We start from the raw sequence: 21,088 nt of genomic DNA on the forward strand, positions 1-21,088 counted from the left end.
TGACATAGATAGCACTAATATTTATGTATTAAATCATTATCCATCCCGTCTATCCAAGACGGGATGGGGCTAGTGGTGTGACATGTCACGCCATCACAATTTTATCTCATGCCAGCCCAGCGTATTCCAACAAGCTGCCTCACCAGAGAAACAACATTCCGCAACAGGAAGCGTATCTCCACACTTTTCACATTGCCGCGTTGATAACATCTGCATTTGGTTCTTTAACTCAGCATCATCTTTACGAATAAGCAACGTCATATATTCAACCACATCATACGGATCACGGCCCGGTCGCCTTAACTCACAATTGCGTTTTAACATATCCAGTTCTTGATTATCGAGCAGCAATTCTATTTTGGTCACGCCAGAATTTCTCTGGCGTTGACGCTGGGCGGCTTTACGTTCTGCGGGAGATTTAGCCATTGGATTTACCACCGCTCATGAGGAAAACGGCACAAAAACAGTTCTTCAAAATCCTTGCGTGACCATGCCTCCTTCAGATTTTCTTCATCCAAAAAATTATCACTATTAAACAATGTCACCGTATCGGAAAAAGTGGGCGCACCCATAATACGATCCCGAGTAAAAAATTTTTTATAAGCCTCCTCACCGTTATCCCCTGAACCTCGGGAAGAATAAAACGTTCTCTTCCATTTATCATGCATTGATAGGCTTAATGCCAGTTGCACCAACCGAACGGGATTATCCGACCATGCCCACTCGGACACATAGACATCACCACAAAGAGCTGCAACATGGCTGTTCTCATGTACAAAGCGGATTTCAGCGCCATTACTGAGTGTCAGTAATCGAATTTCTTCGGCATTTTCGATTAAATATTCTTGTTGCTGTAGGAAATACTGCGCAACGTAGTGAACAAAAATCGGCAGCAATTCCTTATTAGACATAAAAAACTTATTCCGACCCGTCCGGCAGGCATCATTTAACGCTTCCAGCACGAAATAATAATCAGCACCTGCCTGTCTGCATTTATGCAAAAAGCGATTACGGTGATGTTGATTGTCTTTCCAGCGTTCTTGCCAGAGAAATAAACCCGAATCGAATTTATTTGTGATATTACTAATGACTTCTGGGGTTAAATTTAAGACGATCATCCGGCTACCCTCGTGGCAAAATCTGCCGCAATTTCTTCGATTCGTTCACTGAGTTGCTGCAATGTTTTTATATCATTGCTATCTAAGCCCATCCTGATCACGTCTCGAACTAAATGTGATAACTGGGTGTAATATCTAAATGGCGTCAAACTCTCGCGGCCTGCATTTTCACCCTTCAGTGATATTGTCTTTTTATTCAGTGTGTATGCCCTGTTGTCCGATGTAATGACATATTTACCTAAATCAATTCTCATTATTTCCTCACTTCACTAAGTTTCATAATCCGCTGCCGCAACGCATCGCGGCGCGCCTTTTTCTGGGCATCAAATTCGCGCAACCTTTGCACCCGCCCGTCCTCTGTCTCCATCAACCGGACTTCACCATCAACAAACCGCATAATCTGGTCATCAAAACTGATGCTCATACCTTTCATAAACATCATGCCGACCGTTCTGCGTTCGATGGGGTAGCCGGTTACCGCTGTAAATTTCATGATTTCCGGCAACATCGCTTCTTCTTGCCGGCTTAATGCAATGCGGGAGATAACCCGCTGACCTGAAACACCGATTTCCGCGTCTTGTACGTCATTCTCAGCCGCGTCTAAATTTGTTGAAGCGCCCCATTCCAAGATATCCGATAGCGCCTTGGTGCTGAGATTTGGCGGTAAAAAGGCGCTGTCCTTGATACCCTGCCAATGACCTGATCCACAGTTATTGACAGGACTCCGAGGCGCGCCGAAGGCGCTTTTTAAAAGATCAAAACCCGCGCCTGATTGTTCAGGCGTTGTGCTGTGGCTCTCGCGTTTTTTGACGATGCGATACTCGCGCTCGCGTGTTTTCAACACGCCGGCGCGGGGATTGAGTTGGGCGTAAATGCCGACCACTTTTGAAACGGCTTCGTCATAGGGATTAGGTTCGTCGGCCAGTTCACGGGCGACGCGAATAGTCTGCTGGTCACGCGGGGTACACGGGCCACCTTGTGACAGAATGTACTGTTCAAAGTCACCGACATCGGCGGCTGCCCGCACCTTCTCCGCAATCTCGCCCATCTGTTCAGCAATGTTGATGCTGCGCAAACGACGGCATTCGCGATACGCGCCTTTGGAGGGCAAGTTATAAAAATGAAACTGCGGAATGCGCCACGTTGACGCCCATGCAGTGACTGCTGCCGCTGCATCGGTTAAAGGTCTGCCCGTTTCATTATCGATTTGCCCCGCCAGTGCATAACCGTCGATATTCTTGGCAATGTACTTTGCGATATACCCCACGGCACCGCCGTGGTTCATGTGCTTACATTCAAAACGGTACTTTTTGGCGCCGCGTTCGTCGCCGTCTTCCTGCAAGGCTTTTTTTCGCATGATTTCGACTGCTTCCGCGCGGCTGGCCTTGTCGGTGAATAACAACAGATGCCAGTGGGGCGTACCATCATGATGAGGCTCAACAACACGGACACCGTAAACATTCAGCCCCGCATCCTTAAATGCCGTGCGGATTTTTGCCCAGACCCGTACCAGATAGCGTTGGCCGTCTTTCGGGGTATAGGCTTCATTGGCCCAGTTGCTATTCAGCACCGCGATTTTGTCTTCACCTTTTCGGGTGAGACGGGTCGGATGATATTTTGACGGTGTGGTAATGGTGATAAACATGCCAATGTCACCGCGTGCTAAAGCCACCTTCTGAATCCCGGCAACTTGCGCCATCAATTCCATCCGGCGGATCTCCGGGTTGGCAATGCTTTGCATCACCTTATCAACCAAATTAAAACGCTCGCCGGTTTCCACGTCCTCAATATCCATCGCTTGCAGATATTGCAGGTTGGACAGACGTTGTGATTTCACATCTTGTATGGCCTGACGGCTGGCATAAGGAGAACGATTTTTATTGACCGCCATCGCCGCAATCAACAGGGCTTCACGCCAGCGAGTGCGATGCGCCTTAAGCCGGCGATACCAAAAATCATCACTGACCAGACGCGAGACGGCAGAAACCACATGCTCCGTTCTCAGTAGCCCTTTGCAGTAGCGTTGGTAATAGACAGGCGTGACATGCAAACCTTGGGCAATCTTTGCCAATGCGCCATAAATCGGGTGCAGGTTGCGCATTTTGTACAACGCGGTTTTATCGCCGTTCTCACGGGCAATGCACTGATCGCCATATTGCTCAAACAGATTGAAGAACCCGGCTGCGATTTGCGTCGCCAGCGTTTTGAGTTGTTTGTTATGGAGATCGGGCAACCGGTTAAACTGGCTGATATCGGTTGATATTCTGGTTGTTGCGGTCAAGGTGGATTGAGCATCCATTTCAAAACGACGGGTCACCGAGACAATGCGCGGCCAAAGTTCATGATGAAAACGAAAATAAAGAAAATCCTGGGCCTTATGGATACCTTGCTCTTTGAGTAGCGTTTCATAACGCTTGCGGTAGGGATAACGCAGGAGTCGGGGTAGGGCTTCAATATCGGCCAAAATCGCTTGCCCCTGAAGCATTCTTTCACGGGTAAGCGGTCTTTCAAAACCGGCAACGGCCTGATGGCGCGGCGCATTCCACCAATAGGCATACTGCCCATTGGCGGGTTCAGTTTCGGGCAGGACACTGAAATCAATCGGGCGGTTCAGCATGCGACAGCACCGCCGTAGGTTTCAGGGTTCAGCAGATTAAGCGCGGTCTGGCAGCGTTTGCCTATCACATTGACAGTATCCAGATAATCTTGAACAGTGTTCATCCGGTGCTTGATATGTGACACATGCAGGCTCACCAGTTCAGTGACCAATGAGATACCGTTATCATGCCAGCTTACCAGTGAATAACCGTAGCGCTTGCTGGCTCCCAACAACGCCAGCTTGCCGGGATGTTTCTCATGGGTCGCAATGGCGAAACGTGTTCCGGTCACATAAACCCCATTGCGGGGATCGAGCCTTATTGCTTCATTATTCATTCGCAAACTCCCGCATATACAGAGCTGCACGCCTCATGTGAATTTTCTTCGGCCAATAAGTCAAACTGACGCCCCCCCCCTAGAAGTTAGCGCCCAATCGCGATAAGTTTCGATGCCGTGTGTTTCTAAGGTCACACAGTCGATACGACGTTCCCGTTTCATTGGGTCTTGATGGGAAGGGAAAAAAGTGGAGTTGCCATGGCGGGAGCACGCAGCAACCATTCTTTCCCAACGGGCAACGCGGGCGATTTCTTCAGGGAAGCGCGAGTATATTTCGGCCAGTTCAGATTTACGGGCATGAATGCAGGGCATACAACCGACGCGTGAACAACCTTGCTGATAAAGAGGGTTAGGTTTGATACCGTGCCTTTTCGCCAAGGCAAAAACTTGCTCATGTGTCCATGACAGGATAGGGCGATAAACGGATAATCCGGCAGTATTATCAACATCGGATTCCCATTCAGGCAACTTCGCCCGTGCTGGTGATTCTTGCGCTCTGACACCTTGCCATAAAATCACATCATCAAACTCGGTTAACAGAGGTTGGATAACCTGCTCAGCAATAGGTTTATGTTTAAGCTCGAAAGTACAAAACCGTGCTTTTGTTGATGGAAAACGGCCCTTTAACATGCATAAGTCTAAGAATGGATTATCCGTAGGGAATAAAGTCTTGAGTGCCGAAATAGTGCGTTTTTGTGCTTGGATTTCTGTCATGCCACATTCGTTAACCAGACTGATCGGCCAACGGGTTTTGATAAACTCACGTTTGTTTTTAATCTGGCTGGCAAAGTCCGCTTTAACCCGCTGAATCTTGCCTAGCCGATTTTCCAAATAATCCAGATATTCCATTGTTTGCGGATGTTCATGGCCGGTATCAGCAAAGGCAACTGTGTGCTTTACGCCGTTCTCGATGGCTAATAGCCAATCCGCCAAGCTATCTTTTCCACCGGAAACAGAAATTACGTTGATGGTGTTTTCTGCATGACATCTGATATCAATCATGCTTGCCCCCTCAGCGTAGCAATAATCTCTTTCGCCGGCTGACGGTTGCCATTGGCGGCAATGGAACGCGGGGCGTATATTTCGTGAATGGTGAAGCCAAGATCGGCATACAACTCTTTGGCTTCGATAGAATTAGATACAGTAACCGGCACACCGATATCGGCGTTCAGGGTGTGTAAAATCACCGCCAACAATTCATGATCAGCCGAGGTGAAATTAGTTTGATGATATTGGGTAAATGCCCCGTCCCAAGTCAGGTAAGGTGGATCGCAATAAACCACGTCGCCATAGTCAACGAGGGTTAATGTGTCCTGCCATTCCAAATGCAATAGTTCAGCTTTCTTTGCTTTTTCTGAAAATGCCGTGATTTCAGCTTTGGGAAAATAGACGCTTTTATAGTCTCCATAAGGCACATTAAATTCGCCTTTTGAGTTATAACGGCATAACCCTCTAAACCCGTGGCGATTCAAATAAAGAAACAAATGTGCTTTATCAGCACTACTGATGGCAACATGACGCTCATTGAAAATGTCTCTGTAGCTGTAATAATCCTCTTCAAGATTGTGACAATTAAACCAATCGTCGGCTTCACAAAGAAATAATCCGACGGGCACGGAATTAATTTCTTTGTACAAATTAATCAAATCTAGATTCACATCTGCAATTAAATACGACTCATAATCCGTATTCATCATTACCGCACAGGAACCGGCAAACGGTTCAACCAGCCGTTTACCGGCTGGCAAATGAGGTAGTAACTTATCCATGATGCGGACTTTTGAACCGGCCCATTTCAGAATAGTTTTGTTAGACATGATCCAGCTCCTGCGCTTCGTGTTCGTACTTTTCTGCTTCAGCGACCAACAGCGCAGCGGATGCGGCATAATCCAGTTTGTGATTCAGGATATGTGCCGCGAGACTGTCCAAACGAGATGCAGAACGAAACGCCAGTGTCTTGCGTTCGTCTTCCCGGTTTTGTTTTATCAGTTGCTCTGTATTCATTTATCTATTTCCTGTTTTTAGGTAATAAAAAGCCCTGACGGTCTAACGTCATAAAAATGTTTTTTTGTGTTTTTTAATTAAAAGGCGATGCTTTCAGGCATATAAGACACAGCAGCTTTAAACTGAAACATGGCCTCTATAAATGCTTTTTTTTCATCGTAGGTGAAACTTTCATAGGGTGTATCGTATTTTGATTTAGGAAAACCGGCCAAATGAAAAATGTAATGCAAAACTCTTTCATTGTTTCGAGTGCGGTTATTGGTGCGGTCGCGCATGTTTTTAATAAATTCAGTAATCGCTTTATCACTATCTCGCTTAAAAACATGGCTTTTTACATGCGCTGTATGCAGCATACCGTCGATTTTCTCATCCAACGTTAAAATAACAGCGCGATATGGTTCAGTATTTGCCATTGCTTTACCCTCATAATAAGGACAATAACGGGGTTAATATTGTTGTTGCTAAACCCAGTGAAACCAACGTCATTAATAAAGGCTTTTCTTTCTTACTATTTGTACCAGTGGCTTTAATATTTAAAAAATCAGCACTGGTAACTTTATATTTATGTTGCATCCTCTTTAGATTGTTCATGAATTTTTATCCTGTAGAGTTGTCGGCAATGCATTAATGCTTGTTCACGAGAAGCAAATTTACCGTAGCAATATTCGCTGTCTTCAACCTGATAACGTGTAAGTGGACAAACAATGTTTTGACGTAATGGGCGAATTAATAACGTCCCGAATTTAATTCGCCCTTTATTTAATTCCTCTGGTATTGGCAGCACATTTCGCATGTTTTATTCAACCCCTTGTTTTAAATCCCCATCACCAATACGAACAGATTTAGAAAGATAGTAACTATCACCCGTTGCCAATTGCATATATTGTTCCAACGTGTTCTGAATAAATGCCGGGGTGATTTCAATATCGTTTTTCACATCGTCAAAAACATCTTGAAGACGGGAAAACATTGTTAATTGCAGTTTTGAACGTTCCAGAGATATTAATTGTTTCATTTCATTACTCCGTAATAGTTTTTATTGATTGTTATTGTGTTGCTGGTTCACCTAAACCCAACCATGTTAGCCATCCATCACGAATCTCTTTAGGTCTGGATTCGTAAGCTAGCTTCAATCCTTCATTCCAAGCAGGTAAGTAGATCCAGTTTTCTGAGCGAGGAGAATCAGGCTTCTCTTTCATTTCAATAACTGGAAGTTTTCCTTTCTGAATCATTCCCTTTACTGCTTCAGGTGTTTTCCCAATTTCCCGCGCAAACTCCTGATAAGGGATTGCGTCTGAAATACGCGTTATCTGTTGTATTTGTTTATGTTTCAACATTTGCTAACCTCCCATCGGATACTCATTAATTTCTTACAGCATCTATCAGTTTTTTGTAGATATTGAGTTGAGATACCAAATACTTAATAAATCATTGAGGACTCGTTAATATGCCATCTGCAATTGGTGAAAAAATTAAACTCATCCGTGAATCTGAACGACTTAACAGGAGACAATTATCTGAATTAGTGGATATTCCATATTCATCATTGACTTATTATGAGTCAGGGAGAACTGTTCCTGATGTCACTGTTGTAATGAAAATTTTCAATCAACCAAGGTTTAAAAAATACACAATGTGGTTCATGGTTGACGAAATTTCACCTGAAGCTGGGCAAGTTGCTCCGGCTCTTGCATGCATTAAATTAGAGGACATAAGCTCTACCTGCTCAGAGCAGGAAATTGGTTGATACTGCCTCTGATAAAGGGGGGTGTCTGAAATAAGAGTTATCTGTATTCGCTGTTTTATTTGTTTATGTTTCAACATTTGTTAATCTCTTATCTAGATCTAGTTAATTTTCTACAGTGTCTTGTGGGTACTTGTAGGTAAGTTATCTTGATCATTTATTTATCTCTACATAATTTATAAATTAAAGGATCTAGATAAAATGTCAAGTTTAATAAGTGAAAAATTATCTTTGATGAGAGAATCCGAACGTTTGAACAAAAAGCAATTCGCTGAAATAACAGGAGTTCCTTATACATCGCTCACATATTATGAGAGCGGAAGAACAACTCCTCCTACAGATGTCACTATGAAAATTTTGAGCCATCCCCGGTTTAGTAAATACACTATGTGGTTTATGACTGACCAAATCGCACCGGAAGCTGGCCAAATTGCACCAGCTCTCGCACACATTGGGCAAGAGCCAACAAATTATACCCGCTCAGATCAGGAAACTGGCTAACGCTTCATTTAGCGTTTTGTCAATTTATTGATTCTCAAAGTCTTTGTGCCGTTGGAGGGCTGTCTTATGACAATTAAGAAGCTCGAAGATGGTCGATATGAAGTGGACATTAGACCGACTGGCCGTAACGGAAAGCGGATTAGGCGGAAGTTTAGCAAGAAGCATGAAGCAGTAGCATTTGAAAGGCATATTGCCGCAAATCATACTTCAGAAGAATGGTTGTCAAAACCTAAGGATATACGCCCGTTATCGGAGTTAGCTGCATTATGGTGGAAATATCATGGGATAAATAATTCACATGGACACCATAGGCAGAATGAACTAAACCGAGTTATTAGGCATATGAATGACCCTGTACCATTCCAGATAACAAATACTTCATTGACATACTATTGCAATGAACGATTAGCATCCGGAGTAAAGGCGTCAACGATAAATCGTGAATTAGCTCAACTTAGCGGAATGTTTACTGTTCTGGCAAAAGCCGGGCTATTTTTAGATGTTAATCCATTGGCGGGATTCTCATGGTTACGGGAGGAAAACGCAGAAATGTCCTACCTGACCAGAACTGAGATAGATGATTTGCTATCAACGTTAACAGGGGATAATCATCTAATTGCGATTCTATGTTTAAGCACGGGCGCGCGTTGGGGAGAAGCACTGAAGCTGAAAGCAGAGCACATAATTCACAACCGTGTCACATTTGTAAAAACAAAAAACAGTAAATTGCGGACTGTTCCCATTTCCTCGGAGACTAACGAATTTCTGGTTAGTGGAAAATCCGGCTTTTTGTTTCCAAATGTTGAATACACAGAGTTTCGAAAAATTCTGAAGGAAGTGAAACCCAACTTACCGCACGGTCAATCTACTCATGTGATGAGACATACTTTTGCGACTCATTTCATGATTAACGGCGGCAATATACTGACACTGCAACGTATATTGGGTCACTCAAAAATAGAACAAACGATGAAGTATGCTCACTTTGCGCCTGACTTCTTGAATGATGCAATTAGGCTAAACCCAATCACATACAGGGGAGGGAATTAGAAGGTTTTAAACGTCCACATAGTGTCCACACATAAGACGCTATAGGGCGCTTATAATGCCTTTCAGTTATTGCCATATCTTAGACTATCAATAAGTTAGCTGAAAACAGGCTCACTGAAAGGCTGAAAAAGCCAACTTTCGCTGGCTTTTCATTAGTTCAACTATAGCTCATATTTTGAGCTGATTCATTAGAAACTTGCGTTTCTTGGTGTCCGTGGGAATGGAATAACATCACGAACATTGGGCACACCAGTAACATAGGCCACCAGACGTTCGAAGCCCAAACCAAAACCGGAATGAGGAACGGTGCCATAGCGACGTAAATCACGGTACCACCAATAATCTTCTTTTTTCAGGCCCATCTCTTCCAGACGCATATCCAGCATATCCAAGCGTTCTTCACGCTGAGAACCACCGATAATTTCACCGATACCCGGAGCCAGAACATCCATCGCAGCAACGGTTTTGCCGTCTTCATTTATACGCATATAGAATGCTTTGATGTCTTTTGGATAGTTTTTCATGATAACCGGCGCTTCGAAATGTTTTTCTGCCAGATAGCGCTCATGCTCTGATGACAAATCAACACCCCAGAAAACCGGGTTCTCAAATTTCTGACCGCAATTTTCCAGAATTTCTATCGCATCGGTGTAATCCAACTGAATGAAGTCAGAATCGACGAATTTTTCCAGACGCGTGATAACGTTGCTATCAACACGTTCTGCAAAGAATGCCAAATCATCTGCACGCTCTTCCAACGCTGCCTTGAACACATATTTCAGCATTTCTTCGGAAAGCTTGGCGATATCATTCAGATCAGCAAATGCGACTTCTGGTTCAACCATCCAAAACTCGGCCAAGTGGCGGCTGGTATTGGAGTTTTCTGCGCGGAAAGTTGGGCCGAAGGTATAAATTTTGCTCAATGCAGAAACGTAGGCTTCCCCGTTTAACTGGCCAGATACGGTCAGATATGCTTCACGACCGAAGAAATCTTGGCTGAAATCAACTTCACCTTTATCAGTGCGTGGCAGGTTTTGCAGATCCAGCGTAGAAACGCGGAACATTTCGCCCGCACCTTCGGTATCTGATGCAGTGATCAGTGGCGTTGAAACCCAGAAGAAACCTTTTTCATGGAAGAAACGGTGCAGGGCTTGAGCCAATGTGTGACGAACACGTGCCACTGCGCCGATCAGGTTGGTGCGTGGACGAAGGTGTGCGACTTCACGCAGGTATTCGATACTGTGGCGTTTAGCTGCCATTGGGTAAGTATCAGGGTCATCAACCAAGCCAACCACAACAACTTTAGTGGCTTGCAATTCGAATGACTGGCCTTTGCCTTGTGATTCAACCACTGTACCAGTGACTTCCACAGAACAGCCGGTGGTTAAATGTAATACTTCATCCTGATAATTAGGTAAATCATTATTAACGACGGCCTGTAATGGATTAAAGCAGGAACCGTCATGGACGGCGAGGAACGAGATACCAGCTTTAGAATCTCTCCTTGTACGTATCCAACCGCGAACGGTGACTTCACTGCCAACCGGAACACGGCCTTGCAGTACATCGACTACAGGCGCTACGCTCATAAATTTCTCTCTCTTTATATTAGTGAATTAGGTTTTTAGATAGATTTACCATAACTGTCCCCCCATCAGGGGCAGATCCTCTATCTTACTTGTCATCTCTCAGGAAACAAGAAGAAATTTCAGGTCTTAGCGGGGAAATAGGGAGAAAAATCGCTTTTTACTCGCGTAACCAGCATAGAGCTGGTTACGCAAGGGTTAATCAGTAGAATTATACCGCTTTTTCTATGTAGGGAATGTCAAATGCACGACGCAGCCTATCGATGAATTCATCATCTTCACAGATAGTTTTTCCGGGGCTGTCTGAGAGTTTTGCAACGGGTTTACCATTGCACTCAACCAGTTTTATAACGATATTGAGCGGTTTCACGCCCGGAATATTACAGGTCAATCGTGTACCAATGCCGAAAAGGACATTAATTCTTTTGTGGAAATGGCGATATAGCGCTAATGCTTTTTGCAAATCCAAACTGTCAGAGAAGACCAATGTTTTTGTCATTGGATCGATACCCAAAGATTGGTAATGCGCTATCGCTTTTTCTCCCCAGTCAATGGGATCACCGGAGTCATGGCGCAGGCCTTGGTAAGCGGTAGCAAATGGTTTATCGAAATCCCGCAGGAAAGCATCCATAGAGATGCAATCTGTCAGGGCAATGCCCAGTTGATTGGGATATTCGTCCAGCCAAGTTTGCAAGGCTGCTCGCTGACTATTCGCCAGCTCAGGGCTTATTTGCTGATGCGCCTGAAACCACTCATGTGCCTGAGTACCCAGAGGAGGAAGGTCAAGCTGCTCTGCCAGTTGGTAATTGCTGGTTCCAATTAAATAAGGAAAACTGTTTTTCAGTTCGTTGATAATGGCGTATTGTACTTCGTGTGAAAAACGACGACGGGTACCAAAATCCATTAATTTAAAGCCAGACAGATCAATATGTTCTTCCGCAGCATCTTTGTAAAACAGCTCAATGAGTTTTCTAAGCTGAATAACTGCATCTTCTGGCGTGATTTCTGGGGTATGATGGCGATGAACCAGTTCGCTTATCAAGGCAAGTAAAGGAACTTCCCACAAGATAACTTCATGCCACAAACCAGAAATACGGATAGCTAATTGCCCTTCATCAGTAACAGAGACTTCCACTTGTTCAGGATTGAAGCGGAATGTTTTACACCAATTCAGGTAATCCTCTTTAAAGAACGGAAGGCTTGAAAGATAGTCTGCTTCACGTTCTGTCAATGCAAGATCAGCCATCATGTTAATTTGATGGCGCAATGTCTCGGCGTATTCTCCGAGCAACTCATCACCACGGCAACGGAATTCCGCAACGACAGGAATGTTTCTGTAATGGTGGTACACCGCTTGCTGCATATGAAACTTATAGGCATCAGTATCAAGCAGTGATTTGATAATCGGGGTAGCGTCTAAAGTCATGGCGCGTAGGCATCCTCACGGAGCGTATTCATATCTGCTAAATCGATAAAGTTGGGAGAGTATACCGTGAATATTGGGTTATTGAAGCCATATCCAAATATATTTTCCCGGCCTTAAAGATTAAGGTTAATCCATTTGTAGATAATATCATGTTAAATGAGATATGAGATGACAATTAGCACGAAAGTACTAATATATCGGCTACATTCTTTATACCTTTATTTAATAACTTATTAACATGAGGAAAAAGGATTTACTGATTGAAAGGATGATTGCTCTATGGCAGCGTTAGCAGTTTGAATGTTTCTATAGAAACGCAATATGCTAGGCATTTTGTTAGTACTTGTCATCACGCTTCTAAAAATGGGTTATATAGATGTTATTAACGGTAACTAGGGCTACTAACTATATCAATTGTTACTGATTGTACCCATCAAAACATACCTGTTAAAAGTAATGGAAAAGGTTCACTTATGACACAACAGAGACTCGTTAAGCACCGTCTGGATTATAAAACGCCAGATTATACAATTACGGATATTGATCTTGATTTCGATCTGAATGCTGATAAAACAACAGTAACAGCTACCAGTCAGATAAAACGTTTGGCCAATGACATAACTCCACTGGTTTTGGATGGCGAAAATCTCACTTTAAAAAGTATCTATATAGATGATAAATCGTGGGAACATTATCGTGAGCAAGATGGAAAGTTATGGATTGAGCAGCTTCCAGCCCAGTTCACTTTGAAAATTGTGAATGAAATCAATCCGTCGGCAAATACAGCACTTGAAGGGTTGTATGTATCTGGCGATGCTTTATGTACTCAATGTGAAGCTGAAGGTTTCCGTCACATCACTTATTATTTGGATCGCCCGGATGTACTGGCGCGCTATACGACCCGCATTACCGCGGATAAATCCAAATATCCATTCTTGCTCTCCAATGGTAATCGCATTGAACAAGGCGAGTTGAGCGATGGACGTCACTGGGTGAAATGGCAGGATCCATTCCCAAAACCTTCTTATCTCTTTGCACTGGTTGCCGGTGATTTTGATGTTTTATACGACAAATTTGTAACGCGCAGTGGCCGTGAGGTTGCACTGGAGCTGTTTGTTGACCGTGGTAATTTGGATCGTGCTGGCTGGGCTATGACATCCCTGAAGAATTCGATGAAATGGGATGAAAATCGCTTTGGTCTGGAATATGACCTCGATATCTATATGATCGTTGCCGTTGACTTCTTCAATATGGGGGCAATGGAGAACAAAGGTCTAAATGTTTTCAACTCCAAATATGTGCTGGCAAAAACGGAAACAGCGACAGATAAAGATTATCTTGCCATTGAAGCTGTTATTGGCCACGAATACTTCCATAACTGGACAGGAAACCGCATTACATGCCGTGACTGGTTCCAATTGAGTCTGAAAGAAGGGCTGACAGTATTCCGCGATCAGGAATTCAGTTCTGACTTGGGTTCACGTTCCGTTAATCGCATCAATAACGTACGTGTCATGCGTGCAGCACAGTTTGCTGAAGATGCCAGCCCAATGGCCCACCCAATCCGTCCTGACCATGTGATGGAAATGAATAACTTCTACACGTTGACCGTTTATGAAAAAGGTGCGGAAGTGATTCGAATGATCCACACATTATTGGGAGAAGAACAATTTCAGGCAGGTATCCAGCTTTATGTCCATCGCCACGATGGCAGCGCGGCAACCTGTGATGATTTTGTTCAGGCAATGGAAGATGCATCAAACGTCGATTTGACACTATTCCGCCGTTGGTACAGCCAATCAGGGACACCTGTACTGACTGTCCGCGACGAATACGATGCAGAAAAACAACAATATACTTTGCATGTCAGCCAAATGACGCCAGCGACGGCAGATCAGAAAGAAAAGCAGCCACTGCACATTCCATTGGATATCGAGCTTTATGATGAAGATGGCAATATCATACCGCTGCATCGTGATGGTCAGCCTGTGCATCATATTTTGAATATCATCAATACAGAGCAATCATTTGTCTTTGATGATGTCCCATCACAGCCGGTTCCTTCTTTACTGCGTGAATTCTCTGCGCCAGTCAAATTAGATTACCCATACAGCGATGAGCAGCTTTCATTCTTGATGAAACATGCGCGCAATGAATTCTCACGTTGGGATGCGGCCCAGTCATTGCTGACTAATTATGTGAAATTAAATGTTGTCCGTAACCAAAAATCTCAGCCACTGGAATTGCCAATGCATGTCATTGATGCCTTCCGCGCGGTGTTACTGGATAAAAACATTGATCCGGCCTTGGCTGCATTGATTCTAACGTTGCCATCTGAAAACGAGATAGCAGAACTGTTCACCGTGGTTGATCCTAAAGCTATCCACGATGTCATTGGAGATATGACCCGGAAGTTGGCCAATGAAATGGCGGACGAGTTTTCTGCGGTTTATCACAGCCTTCATACCGGCGCATATCGTGTGGATCATCAGGACATTGCAAAACGTGATTTACGCAATACCTGCCTTTACTATCTGGCTTTCCTTGATGATCAAGAGCAGGCGGATAAATTAGTGGCTGCACAATATTATCAGGCAGATAATATGACGGATAACATCGCTGCATTGCTTGCATCTGTGTCCGCTGAATTGCCTTGCAGTTATCAATTAATGGATGAATTTGATCAACGCTGGCATCAAGATGGCTTGGTCATGGATAAATGGTTCAGATTGCAAGCGACTAATCCGGCCTTTGACGCACTGGATAAAGTACGTGGCTTGATGAAGCACCGCTCATTCAGCCTGAACAATCCAAACCGAGTTTATTCGTTGCTGAGAACATTCTTTACCAGCAACCCAGTGGCTTTCCATGCTGAAGATGGTAGCGGCTACCAATTCCTGGTGGAAGTTCTGACGGATTTGAACAGTAGAAACCCACAGGTGGCATCCAGCTTGATTGATCCCTTGATCCGTTTGAAACGCTACGATGAAAAACGTCAGGGATTGATGAGAGCAGCGTTGGAACAGTTAAAAGGATTGGAAAACTTGTCTGGTGATCTGTTCGAAAAAATCACTAAAGGGCTTGAAAGTTAATCGACATTGCCTTTATGGGTTTCAGCATACAGCCAATAAAGAGGCAGTTTGCAAGACGAAGTGTATAGTAGGTGTAATATATCCTCCGGCTATGGCTGGGGGATATTCAACCGCCATTTTTGATTATCGCTTTTGATGAATTCAACTTTATGCCATTTCCTCAGTCCTGCCGTGAGAATACTTTTTTGTTCACTCATATAATGATAAATTAGCGCTCTTTTCCCATATATCAAAGCAGCGAACATAAATTACATCGTATGGGATTGTGCATATTTCGAGATGCACAACCGACAACGCTCACGAATAAACAAGCATAAAAACAATAGGTTAATCTAAATGTGTTATTCTCTAGTACGGAAGGCATTGTTCCAGCTTGATCCAGAACAGGCCCATGAGCTTACTTTCAATCAGCTCAAACGTATCACCGGTACTCCTTTCGAATTTCTCATCCGCCAATCAGTTGCCACTAAGCCCGTTACATGCATGGGGCTGTCCTTCAAAAATCCGCTAGGTTTAGCTGCTGGTCTTGATAAAAACGGCGAATGCATTGATGCATTTGGTGCAATGGGCTTTGGTTTTGTTGAAATAGGTACAGTGACACCTCGCCCACAGGCAGGAAATGATAAACCAAGATTATTTCGTGTCGTTGAAGCTGAAGGCATTATCAATCGAATGGGTTTCAATAACCTTGGCGTAGATAATCTGGTTGAAAATGTTAAGCGGGCAAAATACGACGGGATTATTGGCATCAATATTGGTAAAAATAAAGATACTCCGGTTGAGAATGGAAAAGACGATTATTTAATTTGCATGGATAAGGTTTATCCCCACGCAGGTTATATCACGATTAATATTTCTTCGCCTAATACTCCGGGTCTGAGAACATTACAATATGGCGATGCATTGGATGATCTTTTATCCGCGATTAAAAATAAACAAAATGAGCTACAACAAAAGTTCCAAAAATATGTTCCTGTTGCTGTAAAAATTTCCCCGGATCTTTCTGAAGAAGAATTAATAAAAATTGCTGATAGTTTAATTCGCCATCATATTGATGGAGTTATCGCAACTAATACAACTTTGGATAGAAAAATTATTGAAGGGCTTAATCACAGTCAGCAGGCTGGTGGGTTAAGTGGTCGCCCTGTTCAATTGCGTAGCACCGAAATTATCCGCCTGCTTGCGCAAGAATTAAAAGGCGAAATACCCATTATTGGCGTGGGTGGAATTGATTCACTTGTTGCTGCCAGAGAAAAAATGGAAGCAGGTGCATCATTGGTTCAAATATATTCTGGTTTTATCTATAAAGGGCCAAAACTCGTCAAAGATATTATTAATCATATCTGATTATTTGCTGCAATTTGTGGTTGGGGGTTTATTTCTGCCCCCAACTCGACTATATTTTGTTAGATAGATTAATTTTTATCATTTTTTTTGATTTTTTATTTTGGTGGTGATGTTTATTTTCAACCAAAGAAGCTATTTTGAGCATAAAAGGGTAATCAATGAAAATTAGACCTGATGATCAGTGGCGCTGGTATTTTGATTTCGAGCATAGTCGAGTAATGCTCGATCTCGCTAATGGTATGGTTTTTCGTTCCCGTTTTCCTGCCAAAATGTTGACCGATTATGCCATGACAATGACAGAAATGTCTTTCTCTGTTGACGATGCTGCACTTTATTATGCCTTTGAAGAGCAAGCCCGTCGCATTAATATTGCCTCGGCGCTCAGGGCTGAATTAGCTTTGAATGGCGTGGTTGCATTCCGTTTTATAAAACCACAGATGCCTAAGAGCTGGTATTTTTCCAATTTTTCTTTGGTAGAGAAACCAGAACATGGCGAAATTGTTCAAGTTCGCTTACAAGACAGTGGAATAGAGGCGCTGTTTATGGTGGCAGAGGTTGGCGACAATGCAAGTTTATGCCTTCTGGCGCAACAAAAATTAGAATTGAATGATCGTGTGATGAGCTTTTGTGATCCTATTAAGGTAATGAACGATCGTTTTATGCCCTATACAGAATCAAACCAAGCACCTTTATATGACAGAGCGATTTAATACGGCTAAATGCTATTTAGTGAATCCATGCTATTGAGTTCACGCTCGCTTACGTTCCTCATTAATTAACCTGACAGTGCTCAGTCAAACACCTTTTGCTTCTGAACATTTTTTATCTGAAAAATATCTGGGAATGAATAACAAATATGGATATAAGAATCAGACGGGTATATTGTTATTTATACTACCTGATCCTTATGAAAGCGTTACTGCTACGGCTTATTTTAATTCAATAACTAAGTTATTTTTGGGGATACAACTACACGCCAGAATTTTTCCGTTATCTTTTATTGCTGCCGAATTCAGAGGCATGACTTCACCTTCAATCAACGATATCTTACAAGAACCACAAATACCGGCACGGCATGAATAAGGAATTTTAATACCTTGGCTTTCGAGCTGCTCTAAAATAATGTGCTGATTATTCCCAATAAAACTCTTCCCATTGAACTCAATAGAAACAAATTTCTCAGTTGCTTTCTGTATATTTAAATTCTCTGTTTTCTCTCCGCAACGATATTCCCGTGGTGTTTTCTTTTCTAAAACAGTGACTCTGTCTCCGACGCGAATAATACCGCTATTGCGGGCAATGGCATTTTGACCGAAATCAACGTCATTACTTTCTTTGGCTGTTCTGAACGATTGCAAAGTAGCCAGTGGCTCACCTTTCGGATTTTTACGCCCTTTTTCCGGGCTGACGGTTGTCAAAATACAACGGCTGCATGGTTTTGGCAGATCAAAAATAATATCGCCGATCTGTATAACCTGCCAGCTATCCTCTTCAAAAGGTTCTGCACCAGTGACAATTATATTGGCGCGAAATTGTTCTATTTTAATACTGGCGGGGCAACGTTTTTGCAAGGAATGAAAAGAAGCTTCATTGATAATTAAATAAGGATAGCCATCCGCGAATGACAGCGAGATTTCAGGGAATTTTTTTACTCTCCGGGTTAATTCTTCACTGAGCCAACGAAGCTGTACCGGCGTTTCAAAGAAACCACTTAACCAAGTATTTATCCATTCAGGGGCGACTAACGCAGTGAAATGATTGCCCCAAACTTCGGTAGGGAAGCGTTCTTCTTGAAAATCAGTGTAAAGAATTGTTGCACTTTCTCCGTTTGGGGCCCGCAAATACAAGCCGTTATTGAGCATGGTTGGGGTAAATAACAACATTTGCGGGTATTGGCGGCCGGTAATAAATGTCCCGTCCAACGTGGTTATCATAAAATTGCGATCAAACATGAGGCCGCTTTCATTGACAAGAGAATGTGAAAGTTGAAGACCTCGCATGGATTTGACTGGGTAAGTGAAGAGGCGAGACAGAGTTATCATCCATTAATCTCCAGAATATTTTTATTTTTGGGATCGTATCAGCAACTTTAGGATATGTCGTTGGTATTGGCTATAATGTGCAACAATTTTTTTGGTGGTGGATTTTTGTGGTGATTAATAATATGAATGCTCTCTTTGCCAGTACAGCTCGTGGACTGGAAGAACTGTTAAAAAATGAACTGGAAATGTTGGGAGCGCAATCCTGCAAGATCGCGCAGGGTGGGGTTCATTTTCAAGGTGACGATCGGGTTATGTATAAAAGCTTGCTATGGAGCAGGCTAGCATCTCGCATCATGATGCCGCTTAACGAATTCAAGGTTTATAGCGATCTGGATCTATATCTTGGTGTCCAATCAATTGATTGGAGCGAAATTTTTTCAATCGACAGCACGTTCTCCGTTCATTTCAGTGGCACAAATGAAGAGATCAGAAATACGCAATATGGTGCATTGAAAGTCAAGGATGCGATAGTTGACAGCTTCATGCGTAAGTTAAATCAACGTCCAGATGTTGCCAAGCAGCAGCCTGATGTCCGCATTAATGTGTTTTTGAATAAAGAGAAAGCCACAGTTTCACTCGATTTGAGTGGGGACAGCCTGCATATCCGAGGCTACCGTGATTTGGCCGGGCAGGCACCACTTAAAGAAAACCTTGCGGCGGCGGTGATCTTACGTTCTGGCTGGTGCGCTGAAACACCTATGGTTGACCCAATGTGCGGTTCAGGGACTCTATTAATAGAAGCCGCCATGATGGCAGCCGACTGCGCTCCTGGTTTGCACCGTACACACTGGGGATTTAAGTCATGGTTGAAATTTGATGAACATATCTGGCGCGAAGTGACAACAGAAGCACAAGTGCGTTTCCGTAAAGGGTTACAGGAAACGACTTCTCGCTTTTTCGGCACAGATATTGATCGCCGCGTTATGGACATGGCACGTTCGAATGCGCGCAGGGCAGGTGTTGCACAATTAATCCAATTCCAGCAGGGGGATGCAAGTAAGCTGGAAAACCCACTGCCGGAAGGTGTGGTGGGAACGATATTGAGCAATCCGCCTTATGGTGAGCGTCTTGAAAGTGAGCCGGCGCTGATCGCACTGCATAGCGTATTCGGGCGTGTGGTTAAAAGTCGTTTTCCTGGCTGGCGGTTGTCCCTGTTCAGTGCTTCACCAGAATTATTGAGTTGTCTGCAATTGCGGGCAGAGCGTGAATTCAAGGCCAAAAACGGCCCGTTGGATTGCGTTCAGAAAAATTATCAATTGTCAGATAAGCCACAGTTGATGGATACCGGCATTGCTGATGATTATGCCAATCGTCTGCGTAAAAATGAGAAGAAATTCAGTAAATGGGCAAAACAGCAGGGCATTGATTGCTATCGCTTATATGATGCTGATTTACCAGAATATAATGTTGCTGTTGATCGCTACGCGGATAAAGTCATTGTTCAAGAATATGCCCCGCCTAAATCCGTGGATGCCAACAAAGCCCGTCAGCGTTTGTTTGACGTCATCAGTGCAACAATGAATGTTTTGGGTTTAACATCTAACCAACTGATTTTGAAAACCCGTCAGCGCCAGAAAGGCAAAAGCCAATATGAAAAAATGGCTGAAAAGAAAGAATTCTTTTTGGTAAATGAATACGGCGCGAAATTCTGGGTTAACCTGACGGATTATCTGGACACCGGGTTATTTTTGGATCACCGCATTGCCCGTAAAAAACTGGGTGAACTGAGCCGAGGCAAAGATTTCCTCAACTTATTTGCCTATACCGGTTCAGCAACCGTTCATGCTGGCTTGGGCGGCGCTCGTTCTACCACCACAGTAGATATGTCCAGAACTTATCTAGAATGGGCAGAGAAAAACCTACAGGTAAACGGCCTAACCGGGCGTCAACATCGTTTAATTCAGGCAGATTGTTTGGGATGGCTAGCACAGACCCGCGAGCAATTTGATCTGATCTTTATCGACCCCCCAACATTCTCGAATTCCAAGAGAATGGAAAATACTTTTGATGTTCAGCGTGATCATATTGAATTGATGAAGCAACTGAAATGCTTGCTGCGTCGTGGCGGGATCTTGATGTTCTCGAATAATAAAAGAGGCTTCAAAATGGATTTTGCTGAATTAGAGAGAATAGGACTGGTTGCTGAAGAAATAACAGAAAAAACATTATCTCAGGATTTCATGCGTAACCGTCAGATCCATAACTGCTGGCTACTTCGTCACGCTGGCGAGGAAAAATAATATT

The 21,088-nt window shown here is 43.5% G+C and carries 21 protein-coding genes and 1 pseudogene; 7 read left to right on the top strand and 15 right to left on the bottom strand.

The window, feature by feature from the left end; genetic code table 11:
- Positions 1-93 precede the first annotated feature (93 nt).
- The 12 genes and pseudogenes from FE392_RS10100 to FE392_RS10155 form a co-directional block, all read right to left on the bottom strand.
- Entirely contained in the window at positions 94-426 is a 333-nt protein-coding gene (locus FE392_RS10100; RefSeq protein WP_319930098.1) for a hypothetical protein, read from the bottom strand.
- Positions 427-431: 5 nt separating this feature from the next.
- Positions 432-1,118 (bottom strand): terminase large subunit domain-containing protein, encoded by a 687-nt coding sequence (locus tag FE392_RS10105; protein WP_319930099.1) that lies wholly within the window; start codon positions 1,116-1,118, stop codon positions 432-434.
- The gene (locus tag FE392_RS10110) at positions 1,115-1,372 is read right to left on the bottom strand and encodes a hypothetical protein (RefSeq protein ID WP_319930100.1); all 258 of its coding nucleotides are present in this window, start codon (positions 1,370-1,372) and stop codon (positions 1,115-1,117) included. Before FE392_RS10110 ends, FE392_RS10105 begins: the two co-directional genes overlap by 4 nt.
- A complete protein-coding gene (locus FE392_RS10115; RefSeq protein ID WP_319930101.1) occupies positions 1,372-3,735 on the bottom strand; it encodes a replication endonuclease in 2,364 nt (787 codons plus the stop codon). Before FE392_RS10115 ends, FE392_RS10110 begins: the two co-directional genes overlap by 1 nt.
- Complete coding sequence (locus tag FE392_RS10120) at positions 3,729-4,052, bottom strand: DUF5405 family protein (protein ID WP_319930102.1); 324 nt, start codon at positions 4,050-4,052, stop codon at positions 3,729-3,731. Before FE392_RS10120 ends, FE392_RS10115 begins: the two co-directional genes overlap by 7 nt.
- Positions 4,049-5,054 (bottom strand): annotated as a pseudogene (locus FE392_RS10125) (phosphoadenosine phosphosulfate reductase domain-containing protein). Before FE392_RS10125 ends, FE392_RS10120 begins: the two are co-directional and overlap by 4 nt.
- Positions 5,051-5,869: a DNA adenine methylase gene (locus FE392_RS10130; RefSeq protein ID WP_319930103.1), complete on the bottom strand. Its 819-nt coding sequence runs from the start codon at positions 5,867-5,869 to the stop codon at positions 5,051-5,053. Before FE392_RS10130 ends, FE392_RS10125 begins: the two are co-directional and overlap by 4 nt.
- Entirely contained in the window at positions 5,862-6,056 is a 195-nt protein-coding gene (locus tag FE392_RS10135) for a DUF2732 family protein (RefSeq protein WP_319930104.1), read from the bottom strand. Before FE392_RS10135 ends, FE392_RS10130 begins: the two co-directional genes overlap by 8 nt.
- Before the next feature lie 77 nt (positions 6,057-6,133).
- Entirely contained in the window at positions 6,134-6,469 is a 336-nt protein-coding gene (locus FE392_RS10140) for a DUF5347 family protein (protein WP_319930105.1), read from the bottom strand.
- A gap of 149 nt (positions 6,470-6,618) precedes the next feature.
- Positions 6,619-6,849, bottom strand: a complete 231-nt coding sequence (locus FE392_RS10145; protein ID WP_319930106.1) for a hypothetical protein — start codon at positions 6,847-6,849, stop codon at positions 6,619-6,621.
- A gap of 3 nt (positions 6,850-6,852) precedes the next feature.
- Positions 6,853-7,071 (bottom strand): hypothetical protein, encoded by a 219-nt coding sequence (locus tag FE392_RS10150; RefSeq protein ID WP_319930107.1) that lies wholly within the window; start codon positions 7,069-7,071, stop codon positions 6,853-6,855.
- A 31-nt stretch (positions 7,072-7,102) separates the two neighbouring features.
- Positions 7,103-7,393, bottom strand: a complete 291-nt coding sequence (locus FE392_RS10155) for a Cox family DNA-binding protein (protein WP_319930108.1) — start codon at positions 7,391-7,393, stop codon at positions 7,103-7,105.
- Positions 7,394-7,503: 110 nt separating this feature from the next.
- On the opposite strand from FE392_RS10155, the gene FE392_RS10160 reads away from it, so the two are divergent.
- The 3 genes from FE392_RS10160 (at position 7,504) to FE392_RS10170 (ending at position 9,351) form a co-directional block, all read left to right on the top strand.
- Positions 7,504-7,803 (top strand): helix-turn-helix domain-containing protein, encoded by a 300-nt coding sequence (locus FE392_RS10160; protein WP_319930109.1) that lies wholly within the window; start codon positions 7,504-7,506, stop codon positions 7,801-7,803.
- A 198-nt stretch (positions 7,804-8,001) separates the two neighbouring features.
- Positions 8,002-8,301 (top strand): helix-turn-helix domain-containing protein, encoded by a 300-nt coding sequence (locus tag FE392_RS10165; RefSeq protein ID WP_319930110.1) that lies wholly within the window; start codon positions 8,002-8,004, stop codon positions 8,299-8,301.
- Between the two features lie 66 nt (positions 8,302-8,367).
- A complete protein-coding gene (locus FE392_RS10170) occupies positions 8,368-9,351 on the top strand; it encodes a phage integrase (RefSeq protein WP_319930111.1) in 984 nt (327 codons plus the stop codon).
- Between the two features lie 188 nt (positions 9,352-9,539).
- On the opposite strand, the gene asnS is transcribed toward FE392_RS10170, so the two are convergent.
- Together asnS and pncB are read right to left on the bottom strand one after the other, a co-directional pair.
- Entirely contained in the window at positions 9,540-10,940 is a 1,401-nt protein-coding gene (gene asnS / locus FE392_RS10175; protein WP_319930112.1) for an asparagine--tRNA ligase, read from the bottom strand.
- A gap of 208 nt (positions 10,941-11,148) precedes the next feature.
- The gene (pncB, locus tag FE392_RS10180) at positions 11,149-12,363 is read right to left on the bottom strand and encodes a nicotinate phosphoribosyltransferase (protein ID WP_319930113.1); all 1,215 of its coding nucleotides are present in this window, start codon (positions 12,361-12,363) and stop codon (positions 11,149-11,151) included.
- Positions 12,364-12,836: 473 nt separating this feature from the next.
- Here pncB and pepN point away from each other — a divergent pair, with 473 nt between their 5' ends.
- The 3 genes from pepN to FE392_RS10195 all read left to right on the top strand — a co-directional run bounded on the left by pepN (position 12,837) and on the right by FE392_RS10195 (position 17,512).
- Positions 12,837-15,455 carry an aminopeptidase N gene (pepN, locus tag FE392_RS10185; RefSeq protein WP_319930114.1) on the top strand — a complete coding sequence of 873 codons (2,619 nt, stop codon included), beginning with the start codon at positions 12,837-12,839 and terminating at the stop codon, positions 15,453-15,455.
- 336 nt (positions 15,456-15,791) lie between these two features.
- On the top strand, positions 15,792-16,802 hold the full coding sequence (gene pyrD / locus FE392_RS10190) for a quinone-dependent dihydroorotate dehydrogenase (protein WP_319930115.1): 1,011 nt from the start codon (positions 15,792-15,794) through the stop codon (positions 16,800-16,802).
- Between the two features lie 158 nt (positions 16,803-16,960).
- Positions 16,961-17,512, top strand: a complete 552-nt coding sequence (locus FE392_RS10195; protein WP_319930116.1) for a cell division protein ZapC — start codon at positions 16,961-16,963, stop codon at positions 17,510-17,512.
- Positions 17,513-17,731: 219 nt separating this feature from the next.
- Here FE392_RS10195 and FE392_RS10200 read toward each other — a convergent pair whose 3' ends face one another.
- Positions 17,732-18,844, bottom strand: a complete 1,113-nt coding sequence (locus FE392_RS10200) for a YcbX family protein (protein WP_319930117.1) — start codon at positions 18,842-18,844, stop codon at positions 17,732-17,734.
- A 122-nt stretch (positions 18,845-18,966) separates the two neighbouring features.
- On the opposite strand from FE392_RS10200, the gene rlmKL reads away from it, so the two are divergent.
- On the top strand, positions 18,967-21,084 hold the full coding sequence (gene rlmKL / locus FE392_RS10205; protein WP_319930118.1) for a bifunctional 23S rRNA (guanine(2069)-N(7))-methyltransferase RlmK/23S rRNA (guanine(2445)-N(2))-methyltransferase RlmL: 2,118 nt from the start codon (positions 18,967-18,969) through the stop codon (positions 21,082-21,084).
- Positions 21,085-21,088: the final 4 nt, after the last annotated feature.

It is taken from the genome of Xenorhabdus santafensis, from assembly GCF_033949405.1.
Classification (GTDB): domain Bacteria; phylum Pseudomonadota; class Gammaproteobacteria; order Enterobacterales; family Enterobacteriaceae; genus Xenorhabdus; species Xenorhabdus santafensis.